Origin of the sequence: Actinomadura sp. 6N118, from assembly GCF_044326415.1 — a bacterium.
In the GTDB taxonomy this organism is placed as follows: Bacteria; Actinomycetota; Actinomycetes; order Streptosporangiales; family Streptosporangiaceae; genus Spirillospora.
The window spans coordinates 115557-137842 of sequence record NZ_JBIRAZ010000013.1 but is presented as its reverse complement, the minus strand read 5'-3'; the positions used below and the strand labels follow the sequence as shown (position 1 = coordinate 137842).

The window sequence follows — 22286 nt, the reverse complement described above, 5'->3', positions numbered from 1 at the left end:
GTGGCGGTGACGCTACGAGGTCAAGTCGGCTTGAGTTCAAGCCCGGCCGAAACGATCAGGCAGGGGACCTTCGGTTTACCCCGAGGTACAGGTTAGGCTTACCTAAGTAACCCAGACGGTCGGAGGTTCGGAATGGCGACGGAGACCGCACGCAAGACGCCGAAGGTCAACAAGGCCCGGGTGCTGCGCAAGGAGAAGATCACCCCGCACATGATCCGGGTGGTGGTCGGCGGGGACGAGCTCACCGGGTTCGACGCGGGCGAGTTCACCGATCACTATGTGAAGCTGCTCTTCGCGCCGCCTGGCGTGGACTACCCGGAGCCGTTCGACGTGCAGGCGATCCGCGCCGAACTGCCCCGCGACCAGTGGCCGGTCACGCGCACCTACACCGTGCGCGCATGGGATGCCGACGCGGTCGAGCTGACGCTGGACTTCGTCTACCACGGCGATGAGGGCCTGGCCGGCCCATGGGCGGCCAACGCCGAGCCGGGCGATGTGATCAGGTTCCTTGGGCCCGGCGGGGGCTACGCGCCCAGCGCCGAGGCGGACTGGCATCTGCTGGTGGGTGACGAGAGCGCGCTCCCGGCGATCGGCGCTTCTCTGGAACGCGTTCCGGAGGGTGTTCCCGCCCGGGTCTTCATCGAAGTGGCGGGGCCGGAGGAGGAGCAGAAGCTCGAGGCCCCCGCGAGCGCCGAGATCGTCTGGCTCCACCGTGGCGATGACAAGGTCGGCGACGCGCTCGTCCGGGCCGTGCGCGAGCTGGACTTCCCCGAGGGCAGCGTGCACGCGTTCGTGCACGGCGAGGCGGGCTTCGTCAAGGATCTCCGCAGGCATCTGCGGGTGGACCGGCGCCTCCCGCTCGAACAGCTCTCGATCTCCGGCTACTGGCGGTACGGGCGTGACGACGAGGCCTGGCGTTCGTCGAAGGCCGACTGGAACCGCCAGGTCGAGGAAGAGGAGGCCAAAGCCCTCTCCGGCCGGTAAAGCTAGGCGGTCGCCTCGGCCTCGTCGGGCTCGTCCTCCTCGGCGAAGCCCGGCACCCAGCGTTCCGCCTCGGCGCGGAAGGGCCCCTCGGCCTCCAGCTGACACAGGACGCCGCCGCACCCGGCCAGGGCTCGGCTGATGGCCAGGTACTGCGGCGGGAGCTTGATCTGGCGGACGATGCTGCCCGGCCGCATGTCGGTGGCCAGGCCCAGCCCGCGGTTGGTCTCCTGGCGCATCCATTCGCGGCTGAACCTGAACCGCTCCTCGATGAACGGGGCGGCCTGCGGCGTGACGATCTGCGCGACCAGCTCGGGGTCGACCTGCGCGTCCGGCGCGAGGAAACCCTCCTCGCGGGCGGCCGCCACCATCTCCTCACCGCTGCCCAGCGTGCTGATGCGCAGCAGCCGCCCGATCGTCCAGTGCAGTTCGGCGGTGACCCGGGCGGCGCCGCCGAAGTCCATGACGCCCAGCCTGCCGTCGTCCATCAGGCGGAAGTTGCCCGGGTGCGGGTCGATGTGGATGAGGCCGCATCGCGCCGGCCCCGCGTGCATGAAGCGGAAGAGCAGGAGGCCGGCGCGGTCGCGCTGCTCCCGCGTCCCGCCGGAGATCACCTGGGACAGCGGTGTGCCGTCGATCCATTCGGTGACCAGGACGTTGCCCGACTGGGCGACCACCGCGGGGATCAGGTAGTCGGGGTCGTCCGCGAAGGCCTCGTGGAAGGCCGCCTGGGCGCGGGCCTCGTCGACGTAGTCGAGCTCCTTCTCCAGGCGCCGCTTGAGGTCGGCGACGACCGGCTTGACCTCGATCCCGGGGAACAGCGGGGTGATGAGCCTGCTCAGCCGCGCTATCTGGTTGAAGTCGCTCATGAGCGCCTTGCCGGCGCCGGGGTACTGCACCTTGACGGCGACGGTGCGGCCGTCGTGCCAGACCGCCTTGTGCACCTGGCCGATCGAGGCCGCCGCGGCGGGCCGGTCGTCGAACTCGGCGAACCGCTCCCGCCAGTCCTGTCCGAGCCCCTCGGCCATCACCTTGTGCGCGGTGGCGGCGGGCATCGGCGGCGCCGCCTCCTGGAGCCGGGTCAGGCTGGCGCGAAAGGGCCCGGCGAGCTCCTCGGGCAGCCCGGCCTCGAAGATCGACAGAAGCTGGCCGACCTTCATCGCGCCGCCCTTGAGCTCCCCCAGGACCTTGAACAGCTGCTCGGCGGTGCGCTGCTGGACCTCCAGCGCCACGGCTTCGGCGGGGCGGCCGATCGTGCGCTTGCCCAGGCCGACCGCGGTGCGCCCGGCGAACCCGAGGGGAAGGCTCGCCAGCTTGGCGGTGCGGGTCACCGCACGGCGGGGGATGTCGCTCACGGTTCGCACCCTCTCATGGCGGGGGGACGATCGTCACGAAGTGTTCATTCCCCACCTTGTGGTGATTTCGTCACCAATGCCGGTAGTGGCGGCGGTGCACGACCGCAGCAGCAGCTCGATCACGTCGAGGGCCGTCTCGATCTCCGGCCGGCTGCCGCCCAGGTGGTGGGCGTACATGAACGAGTCGCAGATCCGCACGATCGCCTGGGCGAGGGTGCGTGTGGGCAACGGCACCAGCAGCAGGCCCGCCTCGATCTGCTCCTCCAGCTCGGCGGTCAGCAGCGCGATGGCGCGCTCCTCGATCGGCCCCTGCATGGTGGCCAGCCGCACGAACAGCCGCGGCTCGCGCGCGGTGAACGCCTTGAGCGGCACGGCGGTGACGACGGCGCGCATGAAACGGTCGAGGACGGTGAGCACGCGGTCCGGACCGCTGCCCTGGACTCCCTGCACCGCGGTCCGGAAGGTCAGCTCGGTCATCTCGGCGAGAACCGTGCCGAGCAGCTGCTCACGGCTGCCCACCCAGCGGTAGAGCGTCGCACGGCCGACTCCGAGCTCCGCGGCGAGCGCGGACATGTCGATCGGTTCACCCTTGAGATAGTGCGCGGACGCGGCGGCGATCGCGTCGGCGGGCCCGAGCGCAGTCACCCGTTCAGGATCGCACAGCCTTTACCGTCATGGACGAATCAGCGGAAACCCCTTACCAGCCGGGGCTGCGCGCTCCGGCGCGGCCGTCAAAACGGACGCGGGTCGTGGCGCGGCCGGCGCGGTCGGGATGGTCGGGATGGTCGGGGGCCGCCGCACCGTCACGGGGGGTCTGATCACCAGCAGCACCACGGCGAGCAGCGCGCCCACGACTATGCCGTCCAGCCAGTAATGGTTGGCGGTGGCTACCACCACCGTGACCGTGATGACGGGATGGACGATCCACAACCAGCGCCATCGGCCGCGGGTGCTCACGATGAGGCCGGTCGCGACGATGATGGCCCAGCCGATGTGCAGCGACGGCATCGCCGCGTACTGGTTGGCGATGGTGTCGGTCTGCGGCGGCCCGTACACCGCGGGCCCGAAGAGCGCGCCGGTGTCGATCAGGCCGGTGCCGGTGAGCATGCGCGGCGGGGCGAGCGGCAGGAGCAGGTGAAGGGCGAGGCCGGCCGCCGTCAGCGTGACGAGGACCCACCGGATCCAGCGGTAGTGCGCGGGCCGCCGCAGGTAGATCCAGAGGAGGAACGCGGCGGTCGCCGGGAAGTGCACGTACGCGTAGTAGGAGTTGGCGGCGTGCACGAGCACGTCGCTGTGCAGGAGCCCCCGCTGCACGTCCAGTTCGCTCGGCAGCCAGAGGGTGCGTTCCAGGTCCCAGACCCCGTGCGCGTTGTCGAACGCCTCCGCGACGCGCCCGGTCGCCAGCAGACGGCCGAGTTTGTACGCCCCGAACAGCACGGCGACGAGCAGCAGTTCCCGGATGGGCTTGGGCCGCCCGCCGCCGGGCCGGAACCACGGCGAGCGCCGCGTCCGGGGAGTCTGCACGAGGTTCATCGCGGTCCTTCGGTGGTGAGCGGCCCACAGCGTCGTTTCGATCTGGGGTGCCTGGCCGCCGTCCCGCCCGGAGGCGGGACGGCGGCCCTCGTCATGCGGGCAAGGGATCGATCAGATACGGGCGATCTCCAGCTCGCGGTCGTCCTCGTCGATCCGGGGCTCCTCCGCACCGAGGTGCTTGCGGAGCTTCTCGCCCTCGACGTCGACGTTCGGCAGGAGCCGGTCGAGCCAGCGTGGCAACCACCAGGCGGAGCGGCCGAGCAGCGCCATCACGGCCGGGACGATCGTCATGCGGACGACGAACGCGTCGAACGCGACGCCCGCCGCGAGCGCGAAGCCCATCATCTTGATCATCGACTCGCCGGAGAAGATGAAGCCGGCGAAGACGGCCATCATGATGACGGCGGCGGCGGTCACCACCCGGGCGCCGTGGCGGAAGCCGGTGACGATCGCCTCGCCGGGCTCGGCGCCGTGCACGAACTCCTCCCGCATCCGCGTGACGAGGAAGACCTGGTAGTCCATCGCGAGCCCGAACACCACGCCGATCAGGAAGATCGGCATCATGCTCATGATCGGGCCGGTCTCCGCCACGCCCAGCAGCGAGGCCAGCCAGCCCCACTGGAAGACCGCGACCACCGCGCCGAACGTCGCGGCGACCGTCAGCAGGAAGCCGAGCGTCGCCTTGAGCGGCACCAGGATGGACCGGAAGACCAGCATCAGCAGGATGAACGCCAGCCCCACGACCACCGCCAGATAGGGCAGCAGCGCGTCGCCGAGTTTGGCCGAGATGTCGATGTTCATGGCCGTCTGGCCGGTCACGTTGACGTCGGCGCCGGTGGCCGCACGCAGGCCTGCGCTCTGGCCGCGCAACTCCGACACGAGGTCCTCGGTCGCCTGGGTGCCCGGCCCGCTCTTCGGCACGACGGTCAGCATCGCGGTGTCACCGGCCTGGTTGACGACCGGCGGGGTGACGGTGGCGACGCCGCCGAGCCGCTGCGCCTGCCCTGCGAACCGCTGCGCCGCGGGCTTGGCGTCGCCGCCCTCACCGGCGTCGACGACCACCAGGAGCGGGCCGTTGACGCCGGGGCCGAAGCCCTCCGCGATCATGTCGTACGCCTTGCGCTGGCTGGTCTCGCTGCTCTTGGCCTCGTCACCGGGCAGGCCGAGCCTCAGGTCGAGGGCGGGCGCGGCCAGCACGCCCATCCCGACCACGGCCAGCAGCAACACCGGCAGCGGGCGCCGGAGGATGAACCGGGACCAGCGTTCGCCGATCGGGGCCTTGCCGCCCGGCCGCGTGCGCCCGCCGCGCAGGCCGGGGATCTTGCCGCCGAGGATTTTGCGCCCGGCGAAGCCGAGCAGCGCGGGGAGCAGGCTCAGCGCGATCAGCACCGCGACGACGACGGCGAACGCGGCGGCCAGGCCCATCTCGGTGAGCAGCGGGATGCCGACGACACTGAGTCCGGCCAGCGCGATGACAACGGTGAGACCGGCGAAGACGACCGCCGAGCCGGCGGTGCCGACGGCGCGGCCCGCGGCCTCCTCGCCGTCCCGTCCCTCTTCCAGCTCGTGCCGGTAGCGGGAGACGATGAACAGCGCGTAGTCGATGGCGACCGCCAGCCCCAGCATGAGCGCCAGCGTGGACGTGGTGGAGCTCATCTCGATCAGGCCGGTCGCGGCGGTGATGCCGGCCATCGCGATGCCGACGCCGAGGATGGCGTTGAGCAGCGGCAGTCCCGCGGCGATGAGCGAGCCGAACGTGATGACCAGGACCACGGCGGCGACCGCCACCCCGATGATCTCGGTCGCGCTCTGCTCGGGCATGCCCTCGGTCGCGTCGCCGCCCATCTCCACCGTGAGCCCGGCGGCCTTGCCGGGCTCACCGGCGGCCTCCAGAGCCGTGCGGTCGCCCTCGTCGAGGTCGATGGACGGGACCTTGTAGGTCACCTGCGTGTACGCGATGCGGCCGTCCGGTGAAACGGACTTGGCCTGGTACGGATCGACGACGTTCGCCACGTCCGGGAGGGCCTTGAGCTTGCCGACGACCTCCTCCACGGCCTTCTTGCCCGCCGCGTCGGTGACCTTGCCGCCGTCCGGCGCGGCGAACACCACGCGTGCGGTGGCGCCGTCGGCGGACGCCTGCGGCATCCGCTGCTCGAGCAGGTCGATCGCCTTCTGGGACTCGGTGCCAGGGATGGAGAAGTTGTTGGAGGTCGGTCCGGACAAGGTGGCGGCGGCGACGCCGAAGAGCACCAGCAGCCCCACCCAGAGCGCGGCGACGAGCTTGCGTCGCCTGAAGGAGAACCGGCCAAGCCGGTAGAGGAAGGTGGCCAAGAGAACTAATCCCATCATCGCGGGCAGCTTGCGGCGGCCCGGAGCGGTTACAAGGGCTGCCCAAAAGAGGGCACACGGGCATCGCCTATCGGCGGGCTGGCCGTCAGGCGCGAAAGGTGGGGTGGGGTTGCAGGGTCGGGTTTACGCCGGTGGCGGTTACGCCGGTGGCGGTTACGCCGGTGGCGGCAGGCCGGCGCGCATTTGCGCGAAGGCCTCGTCGATCAGGTCGGGAAGGGCGGTGCCGGTCGTGCCTTCGGCCCACAGGTCGATGGCCGCGCGCATGGCGGTGCCCGCGGCGCCGGCCAGCAGGTGGGGATACAGGTCGCGACCGGCGTCGGTCCCGGTGCGGGCCGCGACGATCTCGGCGATCTCGCGCTGCATCTCCCCGAGGTGACACAACTGCTGCCCCATGAGCGCGGGGTTGGCCTTGATGACCCGCAGCAGCGCGATGGTCTCGTCCCGGGTCTCGGGCGGCAACATGATGCCGACGATCACCGAGCGCAGGGAATCCCAGACCGGCTCGTCCGCGGGGTGGGCCCGCAGTGCGTCGATCACGGCCCGCGCGCCGTCGGTCACGGTCGCGACGATCGCCTCTTCCTTGCCAGGGAAGTAGTTGTGGAAGGTCCGGGGTGACACTCCCGCCACCGCCGCGATGGCCTCCACCGTGACGCCATCGACGCCGTGCTCGACGGCCAGGCGCATCGCGGCGAGCCGCAACGCCTCTCGCGTCGCGGCCTTCTTGCGTTCACGCAGGCCCATCTCAACGGTCATACCATCACAATAGGGGAAACTTGCGTAATCGGCAAAGTTTCAGAGGCTGTCAGTTTGCGTGATCTGAATCATAGTGAGCCCGATCTGATCCGGGCGAACAGCCGATCCGCGCGCTCCTTGTCCTGGAGAACCACGCTCTGCCCGTCGATCCAGGAGCTGGAGCCGTTCGGCAGCGTGAGGTAGGTGACCCGGCCTGGGCCGATGCGAGTGAGCCGCATGGCGAGCGCGCGCAGTGTGTCGAACTCGGTCCCGGAGTCCACGGCGAGCGACTCGCTCGCCGCGCTGAGGAACGCGTCGAGCTTGAACGGGTTGCGCAGCGTGCCGCTACTGGCCGCCTTCGCCGCCATGGCCCGCAGGAAGAGCTGCTGCCGCCTGACCCGGTCGAGGTCGCTGCCCGACAACCCCTTGCGCTCCCGCACGAACCGCAGCGCGCTCTCACCGTCGAGGTGGTTGACCCCGGCCGGCCACGACCAGCCGTTGGTGGGGTCGTAGATCGACTGTTCCAGCGTGATGTCGACGCCGCCCAGCGCGTCCGTCATCCGTTCGAAGCCGTCGAAGTCGACCACCGCGACGTGGTCGATCCGGATCCCGCTCAGCTCCTCCACCGTCTCGGTGAGCAGGGCGGGCCCGCCCTGGGAGAACGCCGCGTTGATCTTCGCGTGACGCCAGCCGGGGATCTCGACCCACAGGTCGCGCGGCAAGGAGACCACGTACGCGCGGCGCCCGCGCTCCGGCAGGTGCAGCAGCAGGATCGTGTCCGAGCGCGCGCGACCCGGCCGCCATTTCTCCTCGGTCTCGTCGCCGCGCAGGTCAGAGCCGATGAGCAGCCAGTTCTGCCCGGGGTCGGGGACCGGCCGCGTGGTCCGCTGCTCGGGGAAGACGTCCGGCAGGCGCTGGATGTTCCGGTCGTAGCTCGTCGTCCGCCAGGCGGTCAGCGCGGAGGCCGCAAGGAACAGCACGGTGCCCACCAGGGCCAGGCACACCAGCAGGCGAAGCCCCCGGTGGCGCCAGGGCTTCGGCGTAACGGGCCGCGCATAACGTCACCTCCGGAGCCGGGGCAAGCCGCCCCGCGCGCGCAAACTCGGAAGCTCCTACCCGCTGAACGTTGGACCGCTCCGCTCCGGTTCCCTACAGCGGGAGGCCGACGTAATTCTCAGCGAGGGACGTGGCCGCCGCCTGGGACGAGGCCACGTAGTCCAAGTGGGAACGTTGCAGGCGCCGCGTGAAGTCGTCCGCGGCCGGGTCGGCATGCAGGAGCGTCGTCATCCAGTACGAGAAGTGCTCGGCCCGCCAGACCCGCGTGAGACAGGTCGTGGAGTAGGCGTCCAGGAGTGACTCGGATCCGCCGGCGTACCGCTCGGCCAGCGCGTTCGCCAGGATGGTGACGTCGGAGACGGCGAGGTTGAGGCCTTTGGCGCCTGTAGGCGGCACGATGTGCGCGGCGTCGCCCGCCAGGAAGAGCCGATCGTGCCGCATCGGCTCGGCGACGAAGCTGCGCATCGGCGTGATCGCCTTGTCGGTGATCGGGCCCTCGTGGAGTTCCCAGCCGTCGTCGGTGGCGAACCGGGCGGCCAGCTCCGTCCAGATGCGGTCGTCGGGCCACGCTTCCAGATCCTCGTCCGGCGTGACCTGCAGATAGAGCCTGCTGATCTTGGGAGAGCGGAGGCTGTGCAGAGCGAATCCGCGCTCGTGATGGGCGTAGATCAGCTCGTCGGTGGACGGCGGGACGTCGGCGAGCACCCCGAGCCAGGCGAACGGGTAGTCGCGCGAGAACGTCCGGATCCCCGGCACCGCGGGACGGCTCACGCCGTGGAAGCCGTCGCACCCGGCGACGTAGTCGCAGGCGAGGGTGTGCACGGCGCCCTCGTGCCGGAAGGTCACGCTCGGCGCGGACGGATCGATCTCGAGCACCTCGGCCTCGAACCGGATGTCGCCGCCGTCGGCCAGGCGGCGCGCGACCAGGTCCTTGACGATCTCGGTCTGGGCGTAGACGGTCACCGTGCGGCCCGTCAGCTCGGTCAGCGGTATGCGATGGCCCGCCCCGCCGAACCGCAGCTCCAGCCCATGATGGACAAGGCCCTCCCGGTCGAGCCGCTCCCCCACGCCGCAGTCACGGAGCACGTCGGTCGTTCCCTGCTCCAGCATCCCCGCACGCTGCCGATGCTCCACATAGGCCCGGTCGCGGCTCTCCAGCACCACCGAATCGATGCCCTGGCGGTGCAACAGCTGCGAGAGCAGCAGTCCCGCAGGGCCGCCGCCCACGATCGCGACCTGGGTACGCATGGTGCCTCCTCATCCGTTCCCTGCGATCCTGGCGCGCGTAACCGCTGCGTCAACGGCTGAGTTTCCGTTCAGCGGAAGCGGTGTCCGCCCGATCCGGGACCTCCCCGCGCCAGTGCGCAGCCAGATCCCGTGAGAGGGCGCGCGCGGCGGTCGTGAGAGGCGGCAGCAACCGCCGGACATCGGCACTGCGCGTGCGCGCCACCAGCGAGAGAGCCGCCACCACGGTGCCGTCACCGTCCCGGACCGGGGCGGCCACCGAGGCGGCGCCGAGGGTCATCTCGTCCCGGGTGACGGCGTAGCCGTTGCGGCGGACCTGCGCCAGGCAGCGGCGCAGCTCCTGCGGATCGGTGATCGTGCGGGCCGCGTGCCGGGTCAGCCCGCCAGCGAGGACGCCTTCCAGCACCTCGTCCGGCGCGTACGCGAGCAGGACCTTGCCCACTCCGGTGGCGTGGAGCGGCAGCGTGGCACCGACCTGCGTGACGACGGGCACGGACCGGGTCCCGCGCAGCCGCTCGACGAAGAGCGCCTTGCCGTCCCGCAGGACCGCGAGCTGGACGTTGTCGTGGGTGGCCTCGTACAGGTCCTCCATGTGCGGCAGCGCCAGCTCGCGCAGGCCCGTCACGGCAGGCGCCTGGGTGCCGATCCGCCAGAGCCGGGTGCCGATCCGGTACGTGCCGTCCGGGACACGTTCGAGGAACCCGCCTGCGACCAGCTCGCCGACCAGGCGGTGCCCGGTCGCGAGGGGCAGCCCGGCGCGACGGCAGATCTCGCTCAGGTTGAGGCGGACGTCCCCGGCCGCGAAGGCGTCCAGGATCGCCATGACTTTGGCCGCGACACTCCTCAACCCGTGCTCATTCCTTGCTCACCCTGTGCTCATTCTGCGCTTATCCCGGTTCGGTCAGCACCCGCTGAGCCACCGCGAACGCCGCGTTGGCGGCGGGCACCCCACAATAAACGGCGGTCTGGAGCAGGACCTCTTTGATCTCCTCCGGGGTCAGCCCGTTGCGGAGCGCCGCGCGGACGTGCATGGCGAGCTCCTCCAGGTGACCCCCCGCCACCAGGGCGGTGAGGGTGATGCAGCTGCGGGTCCGGCGGTCGAGGCCGGGCCGGGTCCAGATCTCGCCCCACGCGTAGCGGGTGATCAGGTCCTGGAAGTCCTCGGTGAACGCGGTCGTGCCGGCGACCGCCCGGTCGACATGGGCGTCGCCGAGCACCGCGCGCCGCGTCCGCATGCCATCGGCGTGCCGCTGCTCGTCGTTCATCCGGGGAGTCCCTTCCACGTACGGTCCAGATGGGCGGTGATGGCGCGGGTGACCGGCTCCGGCCGTTCCGCGTTGGCGAGGTGCCCCGCCCCCTCGATCACGACCAGCGCGGCGTCGGGGATCCCGGCGGCGAGCCGCTCGGCGTGATCGGCGGGCGGGGTGGGCCCGTCCTGCGCACCCGCGATCACCAATGTCGGCGCGGTGATCTCTGCGAGCCGCTCCGTCGCGTCGAAGCGGGCGAGCGCTTCGCAGCACGCGGCGTATCCCTCGGCGCCGGTGGCGCGGAGCATCTCGACGTAGGGCCCGGCCCCGGTGAAGCCCGGCGTGAACCAGCGTTCGGCGGCGGTGTCGGCGAGCGGTCCGGTGCCCTGACGGCGTACGCGCCCGGCCCGTTCGTGCCAGGCCTCCGGCGGCCCGAAGCGGGCAGACGTGCAGCACAAGACCAGGCTGGCGACTCGTTCGGGCGCGCGGAGTGCCAGAGCCGTCCCGACGGCTCCGCCGAGCGAGATCCCGGCGTACGCGGCCTGGTCGATCTCCAGCCGGTCGAGCGACCGCACGATCTCGTCAGCGAGGCCTTCGACGGTGACCCGGCCCCCGGGCAGTGCACTTCTTTCAGCTGGTGATCGGCCGTGGCCGGGCAGGTCGTACCGCAGCACCCGCCAGCGCCGGATGAGCGCGGGCATCTGCGGGTCCCACAGCTCCGTGCTGGTGCCGAGTGACGGGCCGAGCACCACGAGCGGTGCGTCCTCCGGGCCGTCGAGGCGATGGTGCAGGGTCGTCATCGCACGCTCCCACGGTAGGCGGCGAGGGCCCGGTCGACGAGCTCCGGGGCGGCCCCGGGACCGGGCTTGGCACCGAGGACCATCAGAAGATCATCCAGGTTGGCGCGCATCCGGCCGGGGAAGACCTCCAGCCCGTCGAGCATCTCGGCCGTGGTCGCGGCGGCGCCGCCGGTCAGCCGCAGGCACTCGCGGAAGGGTTGCCACTCGGCGTGCCACTCCCCCGCGGGCCGCTCCAGCGGCGCGGCCTGGGCCGCGAGCACGACCTGGGCGTACGCGGGCACCTGCAGGGCCGCCGATCTGATCATGATGGCGAGCGCGGGGTTGCGTTTGTGCGGCATCGCCGACGAACCGCCGCGTCCGGGGGCGGCGGGCTCGGCGACCTCGTCGATCTCGCTCTGCGCGAGCAGCACGACATCCGTGGCGATCTTGCCGAGGGAGCCGGCGGTCAGGGCGAGCGCGGCTGCCATTTCGGCCACCGGCGTGCGCCGCGTATGCCACGGCAGAACCGGCTCGGCGAGCCCGGTCTCCTCCGCGAAGGCGCGGAGCACCTCCAGGGCCCGGTCTCCGAAGGCGTCCAGCGTCCCCGCCGCTCCGCCGAGCTGCACGGGCAGCCGTACGGGCGCGAGCCGGTCGCGAGCCTCCAGGACTCCGGTCAGCCAGCCCGCCGCCTTGAGCCCGAAGGTCATGGGGAGCGCCTGCCGCCCGAGAGTACGGCCCGCCATCGGAGTGTCGCGGTGCCGCTCGGCGAGCGCGGCCAGCAGGGCGAGGACGCGGTCGAGATCGGCGAGCAGGATCGCCCGGCTCCGGGTGGCGACGAGCATCGCGGCGGTGTCGATGACGTCCTGGCTGGTGGCGCCCTTGTGGACGTGCTCGCCGGCCGATCCCGCCAGCCGCCTGAGGTCGGCGACCAGCGGGACCACCGGGTTGCCCGCCGCGCGGGCCCGGCGGGCGAGCGCGATGAGGTCGATGTCGTCCGCCCGCGCGGCCCGTTCGATGGCCGCGGCGGCCTCCGGCGGGACGAGGCCCAGCCGGGCCTGGGCACGGGCCAGCGCCGCCTCGGCGTCGAGCATGGCCCGAAGCCAGGCACGGTCACCGGTCGCCGCGCCGGCCGCCGTCCCGGCTCGGACCGGGGACAGCAGCCCGGCGTCCGGCTGGTCTTGCCCGTCAGAACCGTGCCCATCAGAAACCAAGGAAGACCGTCTCCCGTTCGCCCTGCAGGTGGATGTCGAAACGGTAGGACCCGTCGCCCTCACGTTCCGCGATCAGGGTGTCACGCCGCACCGCCGGTACCTCGGACATCAGGGGATCCCCGTCGTGATCGTCTTCGGGGAAGTAGAGCCGGGTGAAGACGGGCTTGAGCAATCCCCGCGCGAAGACCAGGACGGCGAGGTAGGGGGCGCCCGCGCCGACCGGTCCGGGCTTGACCGTGGTGAACCAGTAACTCCCGTCCGGTCCCGTGGGGCATCGCCCGAAGCCGGAGAAACCTCCCACGGACCGCCGCAGCCCACCGGGCCGCCGCGGAATCGTGCCGGTCTCGTCCGCCTGCCAGATCTCCACCAGCGCGTCCGGGATCGGCGCACCGGCTCCGTCGTACACCCGGCCGTGCACGCGGACGGCGTCGCCCCGGGCGCCGTCGACGATCTCCGGGCCGCCGTCGTAGGGCAGCGCGTGGCCGAAGAAGGGCCCCACGGTCTGCGAGGGCGTCGCCATCACTGCCATCACTCCTCCACCGGGGTGTCGCCGAGCACGATGTCCCACTGGTAGCCGAGGGCCCATTCCGGCTCGGTCGTGTCCATGTCGAACCGGGCGACCAGGAGCTCGCGGGACCGCTCGTCCGGGATCGACTGGAAGATCGGGTCGTAGGGGAACAGCGGATCGCCTGGGAAGTACATCTGGGTGACGAGGCGCTGGGTGAACGCGGTGCCGAACACCGAGAAGTGGATGTGCGCAGGACGCCAGGCGTTGTGGTGGTTGCGCCAGGGATAGGCGCCCGGCTTGACGCTGACGAACCGGTAGCGGCCCGCCTCATCGGTGAGGCAACGGCCCGCCCCGGTGAAGTTCGGGTCGAGCGGCGCCGGATGCTGGTCGCGCTCGTGGGCGTAGCGTCCCGCGGAGTTGGCCTGCCAGACCTCGACCAGGGCGCCGGGCACCGGGCGGCCCCGGGAGTCCAGGACCCGGCCGGTCACGATGATCCGCTCACCGAGCGGCTCACCCGGCGCCTGCCTGGTCAGGTCGGCGTCCAGCGCCGCCAGCTCGGCGTCTCCGAAGACGGGCGAGGTCAGTTCGACGCTGTCGGGCCCGAGCTTGGGCATGACGAGCTCCTGAACGGGCGCGCGCAGCACGGTGCTCGTGTAGGAGGGGTGCAGGTACGGGGGGTGTGTCATGCCGGCTCCACGAATGAGGGTTCGGTGCGGGCGCGGATCTCCTCGGGCGTCACGCCCGGCGCGGTCTCGGCCAGGACGAGGCCGTCGTCCGTCACGTCCAGCACGCCGAGCTCGGTGATGATCCGGTCGACGCAGCGGGTGCCGGTCAGCGGCAGCGAGCACTGCTCGACGATCTTGGCGGCGCCGTCCCGGGTGGTGTGCTCCATCACGACGATCACCTTCCGGGCGCCGTGGACCAGATCCATCGCACCGCCCATCCCCTTGATCATCTTGCCGGGCACGGACCAGTTGGCGAGGTCGCCCCGCGCCGAGACCTGCATGGCGCCGAGCACCGCGATGTCGATGTGGCCGCCGCGGATCATGCTGAACGACAGCGCCGAGTCGAAGGACGCGGCCCCGGACAGCAGCGTCACGGTCTCCTTGCCCGCGTTGATGAGATCGGCGTCGACCTCGTCCTCGGCCGGGTAGGGCCCCACGCCGAGCAGCCCGTTCTCCGCGTGCAGCACCACGTGCCGCCCCTCGGGGATGAATCCGGGGATCAACGTGGGCAGTCCGATGCCGAGGTTGACGTACGCCCCGTCAGGCAGCTCCGCGGCCGCGCGCGCGGCGATCTCGTTCCTGGACCACGGCATCAGGAACGCACCGTCCTTTTCTCAATGGGCTTTTCTGCGGCCTGCTCCGGGGTCAGTGCCACCACGCGCTGCACGAAAACGCCCGGCAGGTGAACGGCGTCCGGATCCAGCTCTCCGGGCTCGACCAGTTCCTCCACCTCCGCCAAGGTGACGCGACCGGCGGTGGCGCACAGCGGATTGAAGTTGCGGGCGGCCTTGTCGAAAACCAGGTTGCCGTGCCGGTCGCCCTTCGCCGCGCGGACCAGCGCGAAGTCCGTTGTGATGGCCTCTTCGAGCACGTACGGCCGCCCGCCGAACTCCCGCACCTCCTTGGGCGGCGAGGCGATCGCGACGCTGCCGTCCGGCGCGTACCGCCACGGGAGCCCGCCCTCGGCGACCAGCGTGCCGACACCGGCGGGTGTGTAGAACGCGGGGATCCCGGCGCCGCCCGCCCGCAGCCGCTCCGCGAGCGTGCCCTGCGGCATCAGCTCGACCTCGATCTCGCCCGCCAGGTACTGGCGGGCGAACTCCTTGTTCTCCCCCACGTACGAGCCCATCGCGCGGGCGATCCGCCCGGCCGCGAGCAGCTGCCCGAGCCCACGGCCGTCCAGCCCGCAGTTGTTGGAGACCACCCGCAGGTCTCCGGCGCCCTGCTCGTGCAGCGCGCGGATCAGTACCGCGGGCACGCCGCAGAGGCCGAAGCCCCCGACCGCGAGCGACGCCCTATCGGCGATGTCGGCGACGGCGTCCGCCGCCGAGGCCACGACCTTGTCCATTCTCAGCCCTCCAGCCTTCACCCTCGCAGCGGGCGCGGCCGGTGAGGGGATGAGTTTCCACTCAGCGGAAACTCACCGCCCCTGTCGTTGCGGCTGTTCGTCTACGGGTTTCCGAGGCGGCGGAGGCCTACCGTGCGCTGCGGGCGCAGCGCACGCTGCCGGTCCGTACCTGGGCGATCCTGCAGTACGTGACCGGCATCATCGCCTCCCTGATCATCTTTTTCATTCAGCAGACGCTGAAATAGCCTCTCCGTGCACCTGCGGCAGGCCGAACAGTTCGAAGAGCGAGAGGTCGAAGAAGACCCCGACGTGCGCGACGGCCCCGTCGGGGTTGATGCTGAGCACCTGGAGCTGGAACGCGCGGTGCACGCCGTCGTCGTCGCGCTTGTACATGCCGAACGCGGGCTGGCCGTTGGCGGACGTGGGCACCATGATGATGTCGCCCGGCCCGGGGCGGCACTGCGCCTGGATGAGCCGCCCGATCGCCTCGGGGCCGACGAACCATTCGGGGAACGGCGGCATCTCCCAGGCCGCGTCCTCCTTGAAGAGCTTGACCAGACCCTCGATGTCGGCCTTCTCGAACGCGGCGGCGTACCGTTCGAGCAGCTCCCGCTGCTCGGGGTCGGTGGGCTCGGCGAGCGCGTCCTGCTCGGGCGCCACCTGCTCAAGCTGGGCGCGGGCACGCTGGAGGGCACTGTTGATCGCCGCCGTGGAGGTCTCGAGCAGCTCGGCCACCTCGGCGGCCTTCCACTTGAGCACGTCCCGCAGGATGAGCACGACGCGCTGCTTGGCCGGCAGGTGCTGGAGCGCGGCGATGAACGCCAGCCGGGTGCTCTCGCGGGAGATGGCGATCGAGGCCGGGTCTGCCGCCTCGGAGCCGAACACGCCGTCGGGCGCGGGCTCCAGCCACGGCACGTCGTCGAGCGCGACGACGGGGCGCTCGGGGTCGTCGCTCGGCGCGCCGAGCCCGGAGGGCATGGGCCGCCGGCCGCGCTGGTCGATCGCGGTCAGGCAGACGTTGGTGGCGATCCGGTAGAGCCACGTGCGCAGGGACGACCGGCCCTCGAAGCTGTCTTGGGCCTTCCACGCCCGGATGTAGGTCTCCTGGACCAGGTCCTCCGCGTCGTGGATCGACCCGAGCATGCGGTAGCAGTGCGCCAGCAGCTCACGCCGGTAGTTGTCGGCTTGGCTCTGGAAGTCCTGGTCGACGGTGATGTTGGCCATGATCGTGATCCTCACGCGCGGCACGTAGGTCGATGTCGTCGATCCGACGGTATGCGACACCACTGACAGAACCTGGGCGCCACGGTATCACCTCCCTAAATACGGCTCTGACCAGGCATTTTGCGATCGAGCGATGAGTTCTTGGGCGCACCGTGGTCTATCCCCCTGAACGCACTGAGGACCCATGTTGAAGACGGAGTGGATGATGGAAACAGAGATCCGGCGAGCCGGGCGGCGGGAATGGATCGGGCTGGCGGTGCTGACGCTGCCCACCCTGCTGCTCTCCCTGGACATGAGCGTCCTCTACCTGGCGCTCCCCCACCTGAGCGAGGACCTGGGGGCGAGCGCCACCGAGCAACTCTGGATCATGGACGTGTACGGCTTCATGATCGCCGGGCTGCTGGTGACGATGGGCACCCTGGGTGACCGGATCGGCCGGCGCCGGCTGCTGCTGATCGGCGCAACCGCGTTCAGCGTCGCCTCGGTCGCCGCCGCGTACTCCACCAGTCCCGAGATGCTGATCGCCACCCGGGCTGCGCTCGGCGTCGCCGGGGCCACCCTGATGCCCTCGACCCTGGCGCTCATCAGCACGATGTTCACCGACGCGCGGCAGCGGGGCCGGGCGATCGCGGTCTGGATGAGCGCCTTCATGGGCGGCGTCGCGCTCGGCCCGGTGGTCGGCGGCGCGCTCTTGGAGCACGTCTGGTGGGGCGGGGCGTTCCTGCTGGGCGTCCCGGTGATGCTGCTCCTGCTCGCGACGGGCCCGGTCCTGCTGCCTGAGTACCGCGCCGAGCGGCCCGGCCGGCTGGAACCCCTCAGCGTGGCGCTGTCGCTGGCCACGATCCTGCCCGTCGTCTACGGCCTCAAGGAGATCGCCAAGAACGGCTGGGAGCCGCTGCCGCTGATCGCGGTGCTCGTCGGAGCCGCGTTCGGCGTGCTGTTCGCCCGGCGCCAGCAGCGCCTGCCCGACCCGCTCCTCGATCTGCGCCTGTTCGCGAACCGCACGTTCAGCTCGGCGCTGGTCATCTGGCTGCTGTTCGGCCTGATCCAGGGCGGCAGCTACCTCTTCTTCGTCCTGCACCTGCAGGTGGTGGCCGGGCTCTCCCCCATGGAGGCCGGCCTGTGGCTGTTGCCGTCGTCGCTGGCGATGGTGGTGGGCTCGCAGGCGGCCCCGGCGCTGGCGCAACGTTTCCGGCCCGGCTCTCTCATCGCCGCCGGGCTGCTGGTGACGGCGCTCGGGTACGCGGTGCTGACCGGGGTCGACGCGGACGGCGGCGTGGCCATCCTGGTGACCGGTCTGGTCATCTCCCTGCTGGGCGTCGGCGTGGCGGCGGCCCTCGGCACCGACCTGATCCTCGGTGTGGTCCCGCCCGCCAAGGCCGGGTCGGCCTCGGCTCTGTCGGAGACCAGCGCGGAGCTGGGCATCGCGCTGGGCGTGGCCACGCTGGGCAGCCTCGGCACCGCCGTCTACCGCGACCAGCTGACCGACGCGCTGCCAGGCGGCCTGCCCGACGAGGCGGTCCGGACGGCCACCGAGGGCATCACCGGCGCCGCCGCCGCAGCCGGAACGCTGCCCGCCGGGCAGTCGGGCCAGCTCATCGCCGCCGCCCACGACGCGTTCACCACGGGCCTCACCACGCTGGCCGCGCTGAGCGCCGTCCTGTTCGTCGGGCTGGCGGCCCTGGCGTTCGTCACCCTCCGGCACGTACGGCCGGGCTCAGAAGGCTCAGAACTCGAAGCCGCCGGGCCGTCTGTTGCGGTCGGCGAGAAGCCCGGCGAGGGTGGCCACGGCGATCTCGGCGGGCGTGCGGGATCCGATGTTGAGCCCGATGGGACGGTGCACCCGGGCGATGTCGTCGGCGGGGACCCCGAGGCCGGTCAGAGCCGGGACGTGCGGGGCGGGGTGCCGGGGGTTGCCCATCACGCCGATCCAGCGGACCTGGTGCGCGAGCGCGTCACGCAGCACTAGTCCGAGCTCCTCGCGATGGTGGTCGGTGACCACCACGTCGGTACCCGCGTCAAGGCTCGGTGGGATCTCGGTGACCACGTCGGCATCGAGGGCCACCGAGCCTGCGCGTTCCTTGTCGGGCTCCAGCAGAAGACAGCGATAGCCCAGGTCAGCGGCATAACGCAGCAGGAACTCCGCCACCGGTGACGCGAACACCGCCACCAGGGTGCGATCGCCGGTGCCGGGCCGGACGTCACCGTGGGCGACGGCGCACGCCGGGTCGGATTCGGTAGACTGGGACATGCCGCTAGTGTCGCAGAGCCCGCGCGTCCGACGCCCGCGCTCGACTGACCGCCGGAAACACTTCCCTCCGGGCCCGGTTGCCTGCACCCTGGATTCCACAACCCCCGGCAGGCACGCTCAGGAGGGACAGTGATCGTGAGACCGGAGGGCGGCCCGCGGGTTGTCGTGGGGGTCGACGACTCGGCGGGCGCACGCTGCGCACTCGCCTGGGCGATCGGCGAGGCCCGCATCCGGAGGCTGCCGCTGCTGGTCGTCCACGCCGCGCCGCTGCCCGCCCATGTCGCGGCGGCCGGCCAGCTCGGCTGCGTGACCGAGGCGCTGCAGGGCGCGGGCGAGCAGCTGATCGCCCAGTTGCTCTGCGAGGTGGCCGACGGCTCGCCGGGCGGCGTCGAGACGGCCACGCTGTCGGTCGTCGGGGAGCCGGGCGCGACCCTGGTACGGCTCGCCCGCGGCGACGACATCCTCGTCGTGGGCCGTGGCGAGCGGCCCGCGCTTTCCCGTTTGCTGCGCCCGTCCGTGCGCCTGCACTGCGCGCGCCGCACCCGCGCCACCTTCGTCTGCGTCCGGCCGCCCGCCGTCCAGTCGATCATCGAGGAGCTCTCGGACGGCGAGAGGCCCCATGACCGGTTCGGGATCCGCAGGCTGAGCCAGCTGCTGTGGGGATCGGACTCCGGCACGGTCAACGGCACCAAGGATCGTTGAGGCCCCGGCTGTGAACGGCATGGCCCCGTTGTGCGACGGTGGAGCATGCGCAAGTACGTGATCTTCGGCGTCCAGGGCAGCGGCAAGGGCACCCAGGCCCTGCTCCTGGCCAAGGACCTCGACCTGGTTCACATCAGCGTCGGCGACATCTTCCGCTGGCACGTCCAGAACCACACCAAGCTCGGCGCCCAGGTGCGGCGCACCATGGCGGCGGGCGAGCTCGTGGGCGACGACCTGGTCGAGGGCGTCGTCCGGGACCGGCTCGACCAGCACGACTGGAACTACGGGTTCGTCATCGACGGTTTCCCGCGCAACGCCCGGCAGGCGGAGTTCTTCCTGGAGAGCTACGACATCGACTCGGTCATCCATCTCGACCTGCCCGACAGCGAGGTCCGCCGCCGCGTCCTGGCCCGGCGCCTGTGCTCACGGTGCGGGCTGGACTACAACCTGATCTCGGCCCGGCCCAAGGAGGAGGGCCAGTGCGACGTTTGCGGCGGGGAGCTCGTCGCGCGCGAGGACGACACCGAGGAGGCCCTGGCCGAGCGCCTGCGCATTTACCACGAGAAGACCGACCCCGTGCTGGAGATCTTCCGGCGCAAGGAGTTCGTGGTGAGCGTGGACGCCCGCGCGAACATCGCGACGGTGCAGCACGAGCTGCGGGAGAAGCTCCACCTCCCCGAACCAGAGTTTGGACGTCTCGAAGGCCACCCCGGCCGCGGCTGAGCCCGGCTCACGCCGGGGGCAGGTCCAGCAACGCGGCCAGCGCCGCGCGGTGCCGGTCGGGAGTACCGAACGCGAGGGAGATGCTCTTGGCCCGCTTCAGGTACAGGTGCGCGGGATGCTCCCACGTGAACCCGATGCCGCCGTGCATCTGGACGCACTCCTCCGCCGCCTTCACCGCGAGGGCCGAGCAGTGCGCCTGGGCGACGGCCACCGCGATCTCGGCGTCGGGATCGCCGGCGGCGACACAGTCCGCGGCGTACCGCGCGACGGCGCGAGCCTGAGTGATGGACGTCCACAGGTCGGCGAGCCTGTGCTTGAGCCCCTGGTACGAGCCGACGGGACGGCCGAACTGGAAGCGCGTCTTCAGGTAGTCGACCGTGGTCTCCAGGCAACGTTCGGCGAGTCCCAGCTGCTCGGACGCGAGCAAGGCCGCACCCGTGAGGAGCGCCGTGCGCACGGCGCGGGTGGCCACTTCACCGGCCGCGATCTGCCGTGCCGGCACATCGGCGAGCGCGATGTCGCAGAGCCTGCGGGTCATGTCGAGCGAGGTCACGGCCGTCCGGCTGACGTCGGCGGCGTCCACCGCGTACAGGCCGTCCTGCGCGGGCACCAGCAGGACGTCGGCGGCGAGGCCGTCGGCGACGCTGGTGACGGCGCCGGTCAGCCTGCCGTCCGCGGCCCGTGCGCCGTCGCGCATCGCGACGCCCGGGGCCGTGGTGAACGGCACGGCGAGCACGGCGATCTTCTCGCCGGTGGCCAGCTCGGTGAGCAGGTCCCGCTCCCCGGCGGCCATGAGGGCGGCGGTCGCGAGCACGGCGCTGCCCAGGAACGGCACGGGCGCGACGGCCCGGCCGAGCTCCTCCATCGTCACCGCGGTCTCACGCCAGGTCGCACCCGCGCCGCCCTGTTCCTCGGGGACCGGCAGCCCGGCGCAGCCGAGCTCGGCGGCCACCGCGCGCCAGAGCTTGGCGTCGTACGGCTCGTCCCGTTCGGTCCCGGCGAGCACGTCCGGCCAGGGGCACTTGTCGTCGAGCAGGCCACGCAGACCCGCGCGCAGGTCGTTCTCGATCTCGCTGTACAACAGGTCGCTCACTTGGGGAGGTCCTTCCAGGCCACGTCCTTGTCGACCCGGATCTCGCCCGGGAGGCCGAGCACGCGCTCGGCGATGATGTTGCGCAGGATCTCCGAGGTGCCGCCCTCGATGGAGTTGCCCTTCGCACGCAGGTAGCGGTAGCCGGGCGAGCGCCGGGTGAAGTCCACCTCGTTCGGGCGGCGCATCGTCCAGTCGTCGTAGCGCAGGCCGTCTTCGCCGAGCAGTTCGAGCTCCAGGCCCGATACCTCCTGGTTGAGCTTGGCGAACGCGAGCTTGGCCGCCGAGCCCTCCGGGCCGGGCTGGCCCGCGGTGAGCTGCTGGCGGAGCCGCTCGCCGGTGAGGCGCGCCGCCTCGGTCTCGACCCACGCGCGCAGCAGCGCGTCGTGCAACCCGGCCGTGCGCAGCTCGGGCCGCTCCCGCCACAGCTTGGCGACCACCCCGATCATGCCGCTCTCGCGCGGCGTGGCGGCGCCGCCGATGGCGACCCGCTCGTTCATCAGCGTGGTGGTGGAGACCTGCCAGCCCTGGCCGACCTCGCCGAGCCGGTGCTCGTCGGGGATCACGACGTCGGTCAGGAAGACCTCGTTGAACTCGGCCTCGCCGGTGATCTGCCGCAGCGGCCGCACCTCGACGCCGGGCGCGGTCATGTCGCAGACGAAGTACGTCATGCCGCGGTGCTTGGGCACGTCCGGGTCGGTGCGGGTGACGAGGATCGCCCAGCGGGCCTCGTGGGCCATGGAGGTCCACACTTTCTGCCCGTTGACGATCCACCGGTCGCCGTCGCGCACCGCGCGCGTCCCGAGCGCCGCGAGGTCGGACCCGGCGCCCGGCTCGCTGAAGAGCTGGCACCAGACCTCCTCGCCCGTCCAGAGCGGGCGGAGGAACGTGCGCTTCTGCTCCTCGGTGCCGAACGCGAGGATCGTCGGTGCCGCCATGCCCAGGCCGATGCCGTTGCGCTCGGGCTGGTTGCGCGGCGCCTTGGCCTCCGCGAACCGCGCGTCCACGACGGGCTGCAGGGCGCGCGGCGCGCCCAGGCCGCCGTGCCCCACCGGGTAGTGCACCCAGGCGAGACCCGCGTCGTACCGCGCCCGCAGGAACTCCAGCGGCTCCATGGTCCCGGGATCGTGCGCGGCGAGGAACTCGTCGACCCTCGCACGCAGGTCGTCGGCATCGGGTGGTGCTGTGCTCACGGAACGGACCTCCACATACCAACCGGTCGGTATG

The 22286-nt window shown here is 71.5% G+C and carries 22 protein-coding genes and 1 pseudogene; 4 read left to right on the top strand and 19 right to left on the bottom strand.

The features are described 5' to 3' along the window. Positions 1–132 precede the first annotated feature (132 nt). Positions 133–984: a siderophore-interacting protein gene (locus ACH34W_RS31245; protein WP_395964717.1), complete on the top strand. Its 852-nt coding sequence runs from the start codon at positions 133–135 to the stop codon at positions 982–984. A 2-nt stretch (positions 985–986) separates the two neighbouring features. Here ACH34W_RS31245 and ACH34W_RS31240 read toward each other — a convergent pair whose 3' ends face one another. The 16 genes from ACH34W_RS31240 to ACH34W_RS31165 form a co-directional block, all read right to left on the bottom strand. Next, complete coding sequence (locus ACH34W_RS31240) at positions 987–2336, bottom strand: ABC1 kinase family protein (RefSeq protein ID WP_395964716.1); 1350 nt, start codon at positions 2334–2336, stop codon at positions 987–989. Positions 2337–2369: 33 nt separating this feature from the next. Then, a complete protein-coding gene (locus tag ACH34W_RS31235) occupies positions 2370–2981 on the bottom strand; it encodes a QsdR family transcriptional regulator (protein ID WP_395964715.1) in 612 nt (203 codons plus the stop codon). 27 nt (positions 2982–3008) lie between these two features. Next, positions 3009–3869 (bottom strand): phosphatase PAP2 family protein, encoded by an 861-nt coding sequence (locus ACH34W_RS31230; RefSeq protein ID WP_395964714.1) that lies wholly within the window; start codon positions 3867–3869, stop codon positions 3009–3011. 111 nt (positions 3870–3980) lie between these two features. Then, on the bottom strand, positions 3981–6218 hold the full coding sequence (locus tag ACH34W_RS31225; protein WP_395964713.1) for an MMPL family transporter: 2238 nt from the start codon (positions 6216–6218) through the stop codon (positions 3981–3983). A 153-nt stretch (positions 6219–6371) separates the two neighbouring features. Continuing rightward, positions 6372–6971, bottom strand: coding sequence for a TetR family transcriptional regulator (locus tag ACH34W_RS31220; protein ID WP_395964712.1), 600 nt, complete (start codon positions 6969–6971; stop codon positions 6372–6374). A gap of 68 nt (positions 6972–7039) precedes the next feature. Next, a complete protein-coding gene (locus ACH34W_RS31215) occupies positions 7040–7939 on the bottom strand; it encodes an LCP family protein (RefSeq protein ID WP_395964711.1) in 900 nt (299 codons plus the stop codon). Positions 7940–8099: 160 nt separating this feature from the next. Continuing rightward, positions 8100–9254 (bottom strand): 4-hydroxybenzoate 3-monooxygenase, encoded by a 1155-nt coding sequence (locus tag ACH34W_RS31210; RefSeq protein WP_395964710.1) that lies wholly within the window; start codon positions 9252–9254, stop codon positions 8100–8102. 49 nt (positions 9255–9303) lie between these two features. Further along, positions 9304–10098 carry an IclR family transcriptional regulator gene (locus ACH34W_RS31205; protein WP_395964709.1) on the bottom strand — a complete coding sequence of 265 codons (795 nt, stop codon included), beginning with the start codon at positions 10096–10098 and terminating at the stop codon, positions 9304–9306. A 40-nt stretch (positions 10099–10138) separates the two neighbouring features. Continuing rightward, positions 10139–10516 (bottom strand): 4-carboxymuconolactone decarboxylase, encoded by a 378-nt coding sequence (gene pcaC, locus ACH34W_RS31200; RefSeq protein ID WP_395964708.1) that lies wholly within the window; start codon positions 10514–10516, stop codon positions 10139–10141. Then, on the bottom strand, positions 10513–11298 hold the full coding sequence (gene pcaD / locus ACH34W_RS31195) for a 3-oxoadipate enol-lactonase (protein WP_395964707.1): 786 nt from the start codon (positions 11296–11298) through the stop codon (positions 10513–10515). The genes pcaC and pcaD overlap by 4 nt, the downstream gene beginning before the upstream one ends. After that, the gene (gene pcaB, locus ACH34W_RS31190; protein WP_395964706.1) at positions 11295–12488 is read right to left on the bottom strand and encodes a 3-carboxy-cis,cis-muconate cycloisomerase; all 1194 of its coding nucleotides are present in this window, start codon (positions 12486–12488) and stop codon (positions 11295–11297) included. Before pcaB ends, pcaD begins: the two co-directional genes overlap by 4 nt. Beyond that, positions 12478–13008 (bottom strand): protocatechuate 3,4-dioxygenase subunit alpha, encoded by a 531-nt coding sequence (pcaG, locus tag ACH34W_RS31185; RefSeq protein WP_395964705.1) that lies wholly within the window; start codon positions 13006–13008, stop codon positions 12478–12480. The genes pcaB and pcaG overlap by 11 nt, the downstream gene beginning before the upstream one ends. 8 nt (positions 13009–13016) lie before the next feature. Beyond that, a complete protein-coding gene (pcaH, locus tag ACH34W_RS31180) occupies positions 13017–13682 on the bottom strand; it encodes a protocatechuate 3,4-dioxygenase subunit beta (protein WP_395964704.1) in 666 nt (221 codons plus the stop codon). Beyond that, positions 13679–14314, bottom strand: a complete 636-nt coding sequence (locus ACH34W_RS31175) for a CoA transferase subunit B (RefSeq protein ID WP_395964703.1) — start codon at positions 14312–14314, stop codon at positions 13679–13681. Before ACH34W_RS31175 ends, pcaH begins: the two co-directional genes overlap by 4 nt. Further along, positions 14314–15069, bottom strand: coding sequence for a CoA transferase subunit A (locus ACH34W_RS31170; RefSeq protein WP_395964702.1), 756 nt, complete (start codon positions 15067–15069; stop codon positions 14314–14316). Before ACH34W_RS31170 ends, ACH34W_RS31175 begins: the two co-directional genes overlap by 1 nt. A 222-nt stretch (positions 15070–15291) precedes the next feature. Next, entirely contained in the window at positions 15292–16293 is a 1002-nt protein-coding gene (locus ACH34W_RS31165; protein WP_395964701.1) for a sigma-70 family RNA polymerase sigma factor, read from the bottom strand. A gap of 184 nt (positions 16294–16477) precedes the next feature. On the opposite strand from ACH34W_RS31165, the pseudogene ACH34W_RS31160 reads away from it, so the two are divergent. Continuing rightward, positions 16478–17995: pseudogene (locus ACH34W_RS31160) on the top strand (MFS transporter); the annotation flags it as partial. Positions 17996–18019: 24 nt separating this feature from the next. Here ACH34W_RS31160 and ACH34W_RS31155 read toward each other — a convergent pair. Then, the gene (locus ACH34W_RS31155; protein ID WP_395964700.1) at positions 18020–18544 is read right to left on the bottom strand and encodes an XdhC family protein; all 525 of its coding nucleotides are present in this window, start codon (positions 18542–18544) and stop codon (positions 18020–18022) included. Between the two features lie 129 nt (positions 18545–18673). On the opposite strand from ACH34W_RS31155, the gene ACH34W_RS31150 reads away from it, so the two are divergent. Then, positions 18674–19246, top strand: a complete 573-nt coding sequence (locus ACH34W_RS31150; protein ID WP_395964699.1) for a universal stress protein — start codon at positions 18674–18676, stop codon at positions 19244–19246. A 45-nt stretch (positions 19247–19291) separates the two neighbouring features. After that, a complete protein-coding gene (locus tag ACH34W_RS31145) occupies positions 19292–19969 on the top strand; it encodes an adenylate kinase family protein (protein ID WP_395964698.1) in 678 nt (225 codons plus the stop codon). Positions 19970–19976: 7 nt separating this feature from the next. On the opposite strand, the gene ACH34W_RS31140 is transcribed toward ACH34W_RS31145, so the two are convergent. Both ACH34W_RS31140 and ACH34W_RS31135 read right to left on the bottom strand, forming a co-directional pair. Then, the gene (locus tag ACH34W_RS31140; RefSeq protein WP_395964697.1) at positions 19977–21062 is read right to left on the bottom strand and encodes an acyl-CoA dehydrogenase family protein; all 1086 of its coding nucleotides are present in this window, start codon (positions 21060–21062) and stop codon (positions 19977–19979) included. Then, on the bottom strand, positions 21059–22252 hold the full coding sequence (locus ACH34W_RS31135; protein WP_395964696.1) for an acyl-CoA dehydrogenase family protein: 1194 nt from the start codon (positions 22250–22252) through the stop codon (positions 21059–21061). The genes ACH34W_RS31140 and ACH34W_RS31135 overlap by 4 nt, the downstream gene beginning before the upstream one ends. Between the last annotated feature and the right edge of the window lie 34 nt (positions 22253–22286).

Excerpts from the sequence above, each read along its gene's own strand:
- ACH34W_RS31170 (WP_395964702.1), bottom strand. The coding sequence starts at position 15,069 with ATGGACAAGGTCGTGGCCTCGGCGGCGGACGCCGTCGCCGACATCGCC.
- ACH34W_RS31155 (WP_395964700.1), bottom strand. The coding sequence starts at position 18,544 with ATGTCCCAGTCTACCGAATCCGACCCGGCGTGCGCCGTCGCCCACGGT.
- ACH34W_RS31220 (WP_395964712.1), bottom strand. The coding sequence starts at position 6,971 with ATGACCGTTGAGATGGGCCTGCGTGAACGCAAGAAGGCCGCGACGCGA.
- pcaH (WP_395964704.1), bottom strand. The coding sequence starts at position 13,682 with ATGACACACCCCCCGTACCTGCACCCCTCCTACACGAGCACCGTGCTG.
- pcaG (WP_395964705.1), bottom strand. The coding sequence starts at position 13,008 with ATGGCGACGCCCTCGCAGACCGTGGGGCCCTTCTTCGGCCACGCGCTG.
- ACH34W_RS31225 (WP_395964713.1), bottom strand. The coding sequence starts at position 6,218 with ATGATGGGATTAGTTCTCTTGGCCACCTTCCTCTACCGGCTTGGCCGG.
- ACH34W_RS31230 (WP_395964714.1), bottom strand. The coding sequence starts at position 3,869 with ATGAACCTCGTGCAGACTCCCCGGACGCGGCGCTCGCCGTGGTTCCGG.
- ACH34W_RS31245 (WP_395964717.1), top strand. The coding sequence starts at position 133 with ATGGCGACGGAGACCGCACGCAAGACGCCGAAGGTCAACAAGGCCCGG.
- ACH34W_RS31210 (WP_395964710.1), bottom strand. The coding sequence starts at position 9,254 with ATGCGTACCCAGGTCGCGATCGTGGGCGGCGGCCCTGCGGGACTGCTG.
- ACH34W_RS31175 (WP_395964703.1), bottom strand. The coding sequence starts at position 14,314 with ATGCCGTGGTCCAGGAACGAGATCGCCGCGCGCGCGGCCGCGGAGCTG.
- ACH34W_RS31145 (WP_395964698.1), top strand. The coding sequence starts at position 19,292 with ATGCGCAAGTACGTGATCTTCGGCGTCCAGGGCAGCGGCAAGGGCACC.
- ACH34W_RS31165 (WP_395964701.1), bottom strand. The coding sequence starts at position 16,293 with ATGGCCAACATCACCGTCGACCAGGACTTCCAGAGCCAAGCCGACAAC.
- pcaC (WP_395964708.1), bottom strand. The coding sequence starts at position 10,516 with ATGAACGACGAGCAGCGGCACGCCGATGGCATGCGGACGCGGCGCGCG.
- pcaD (WP_395964707.1), bottom strand. The coding sequence starts at position 11,298 with ATGACGACCCTGCACCATCGCCTCGACGGCCCGGAGGACGCACCGCTC.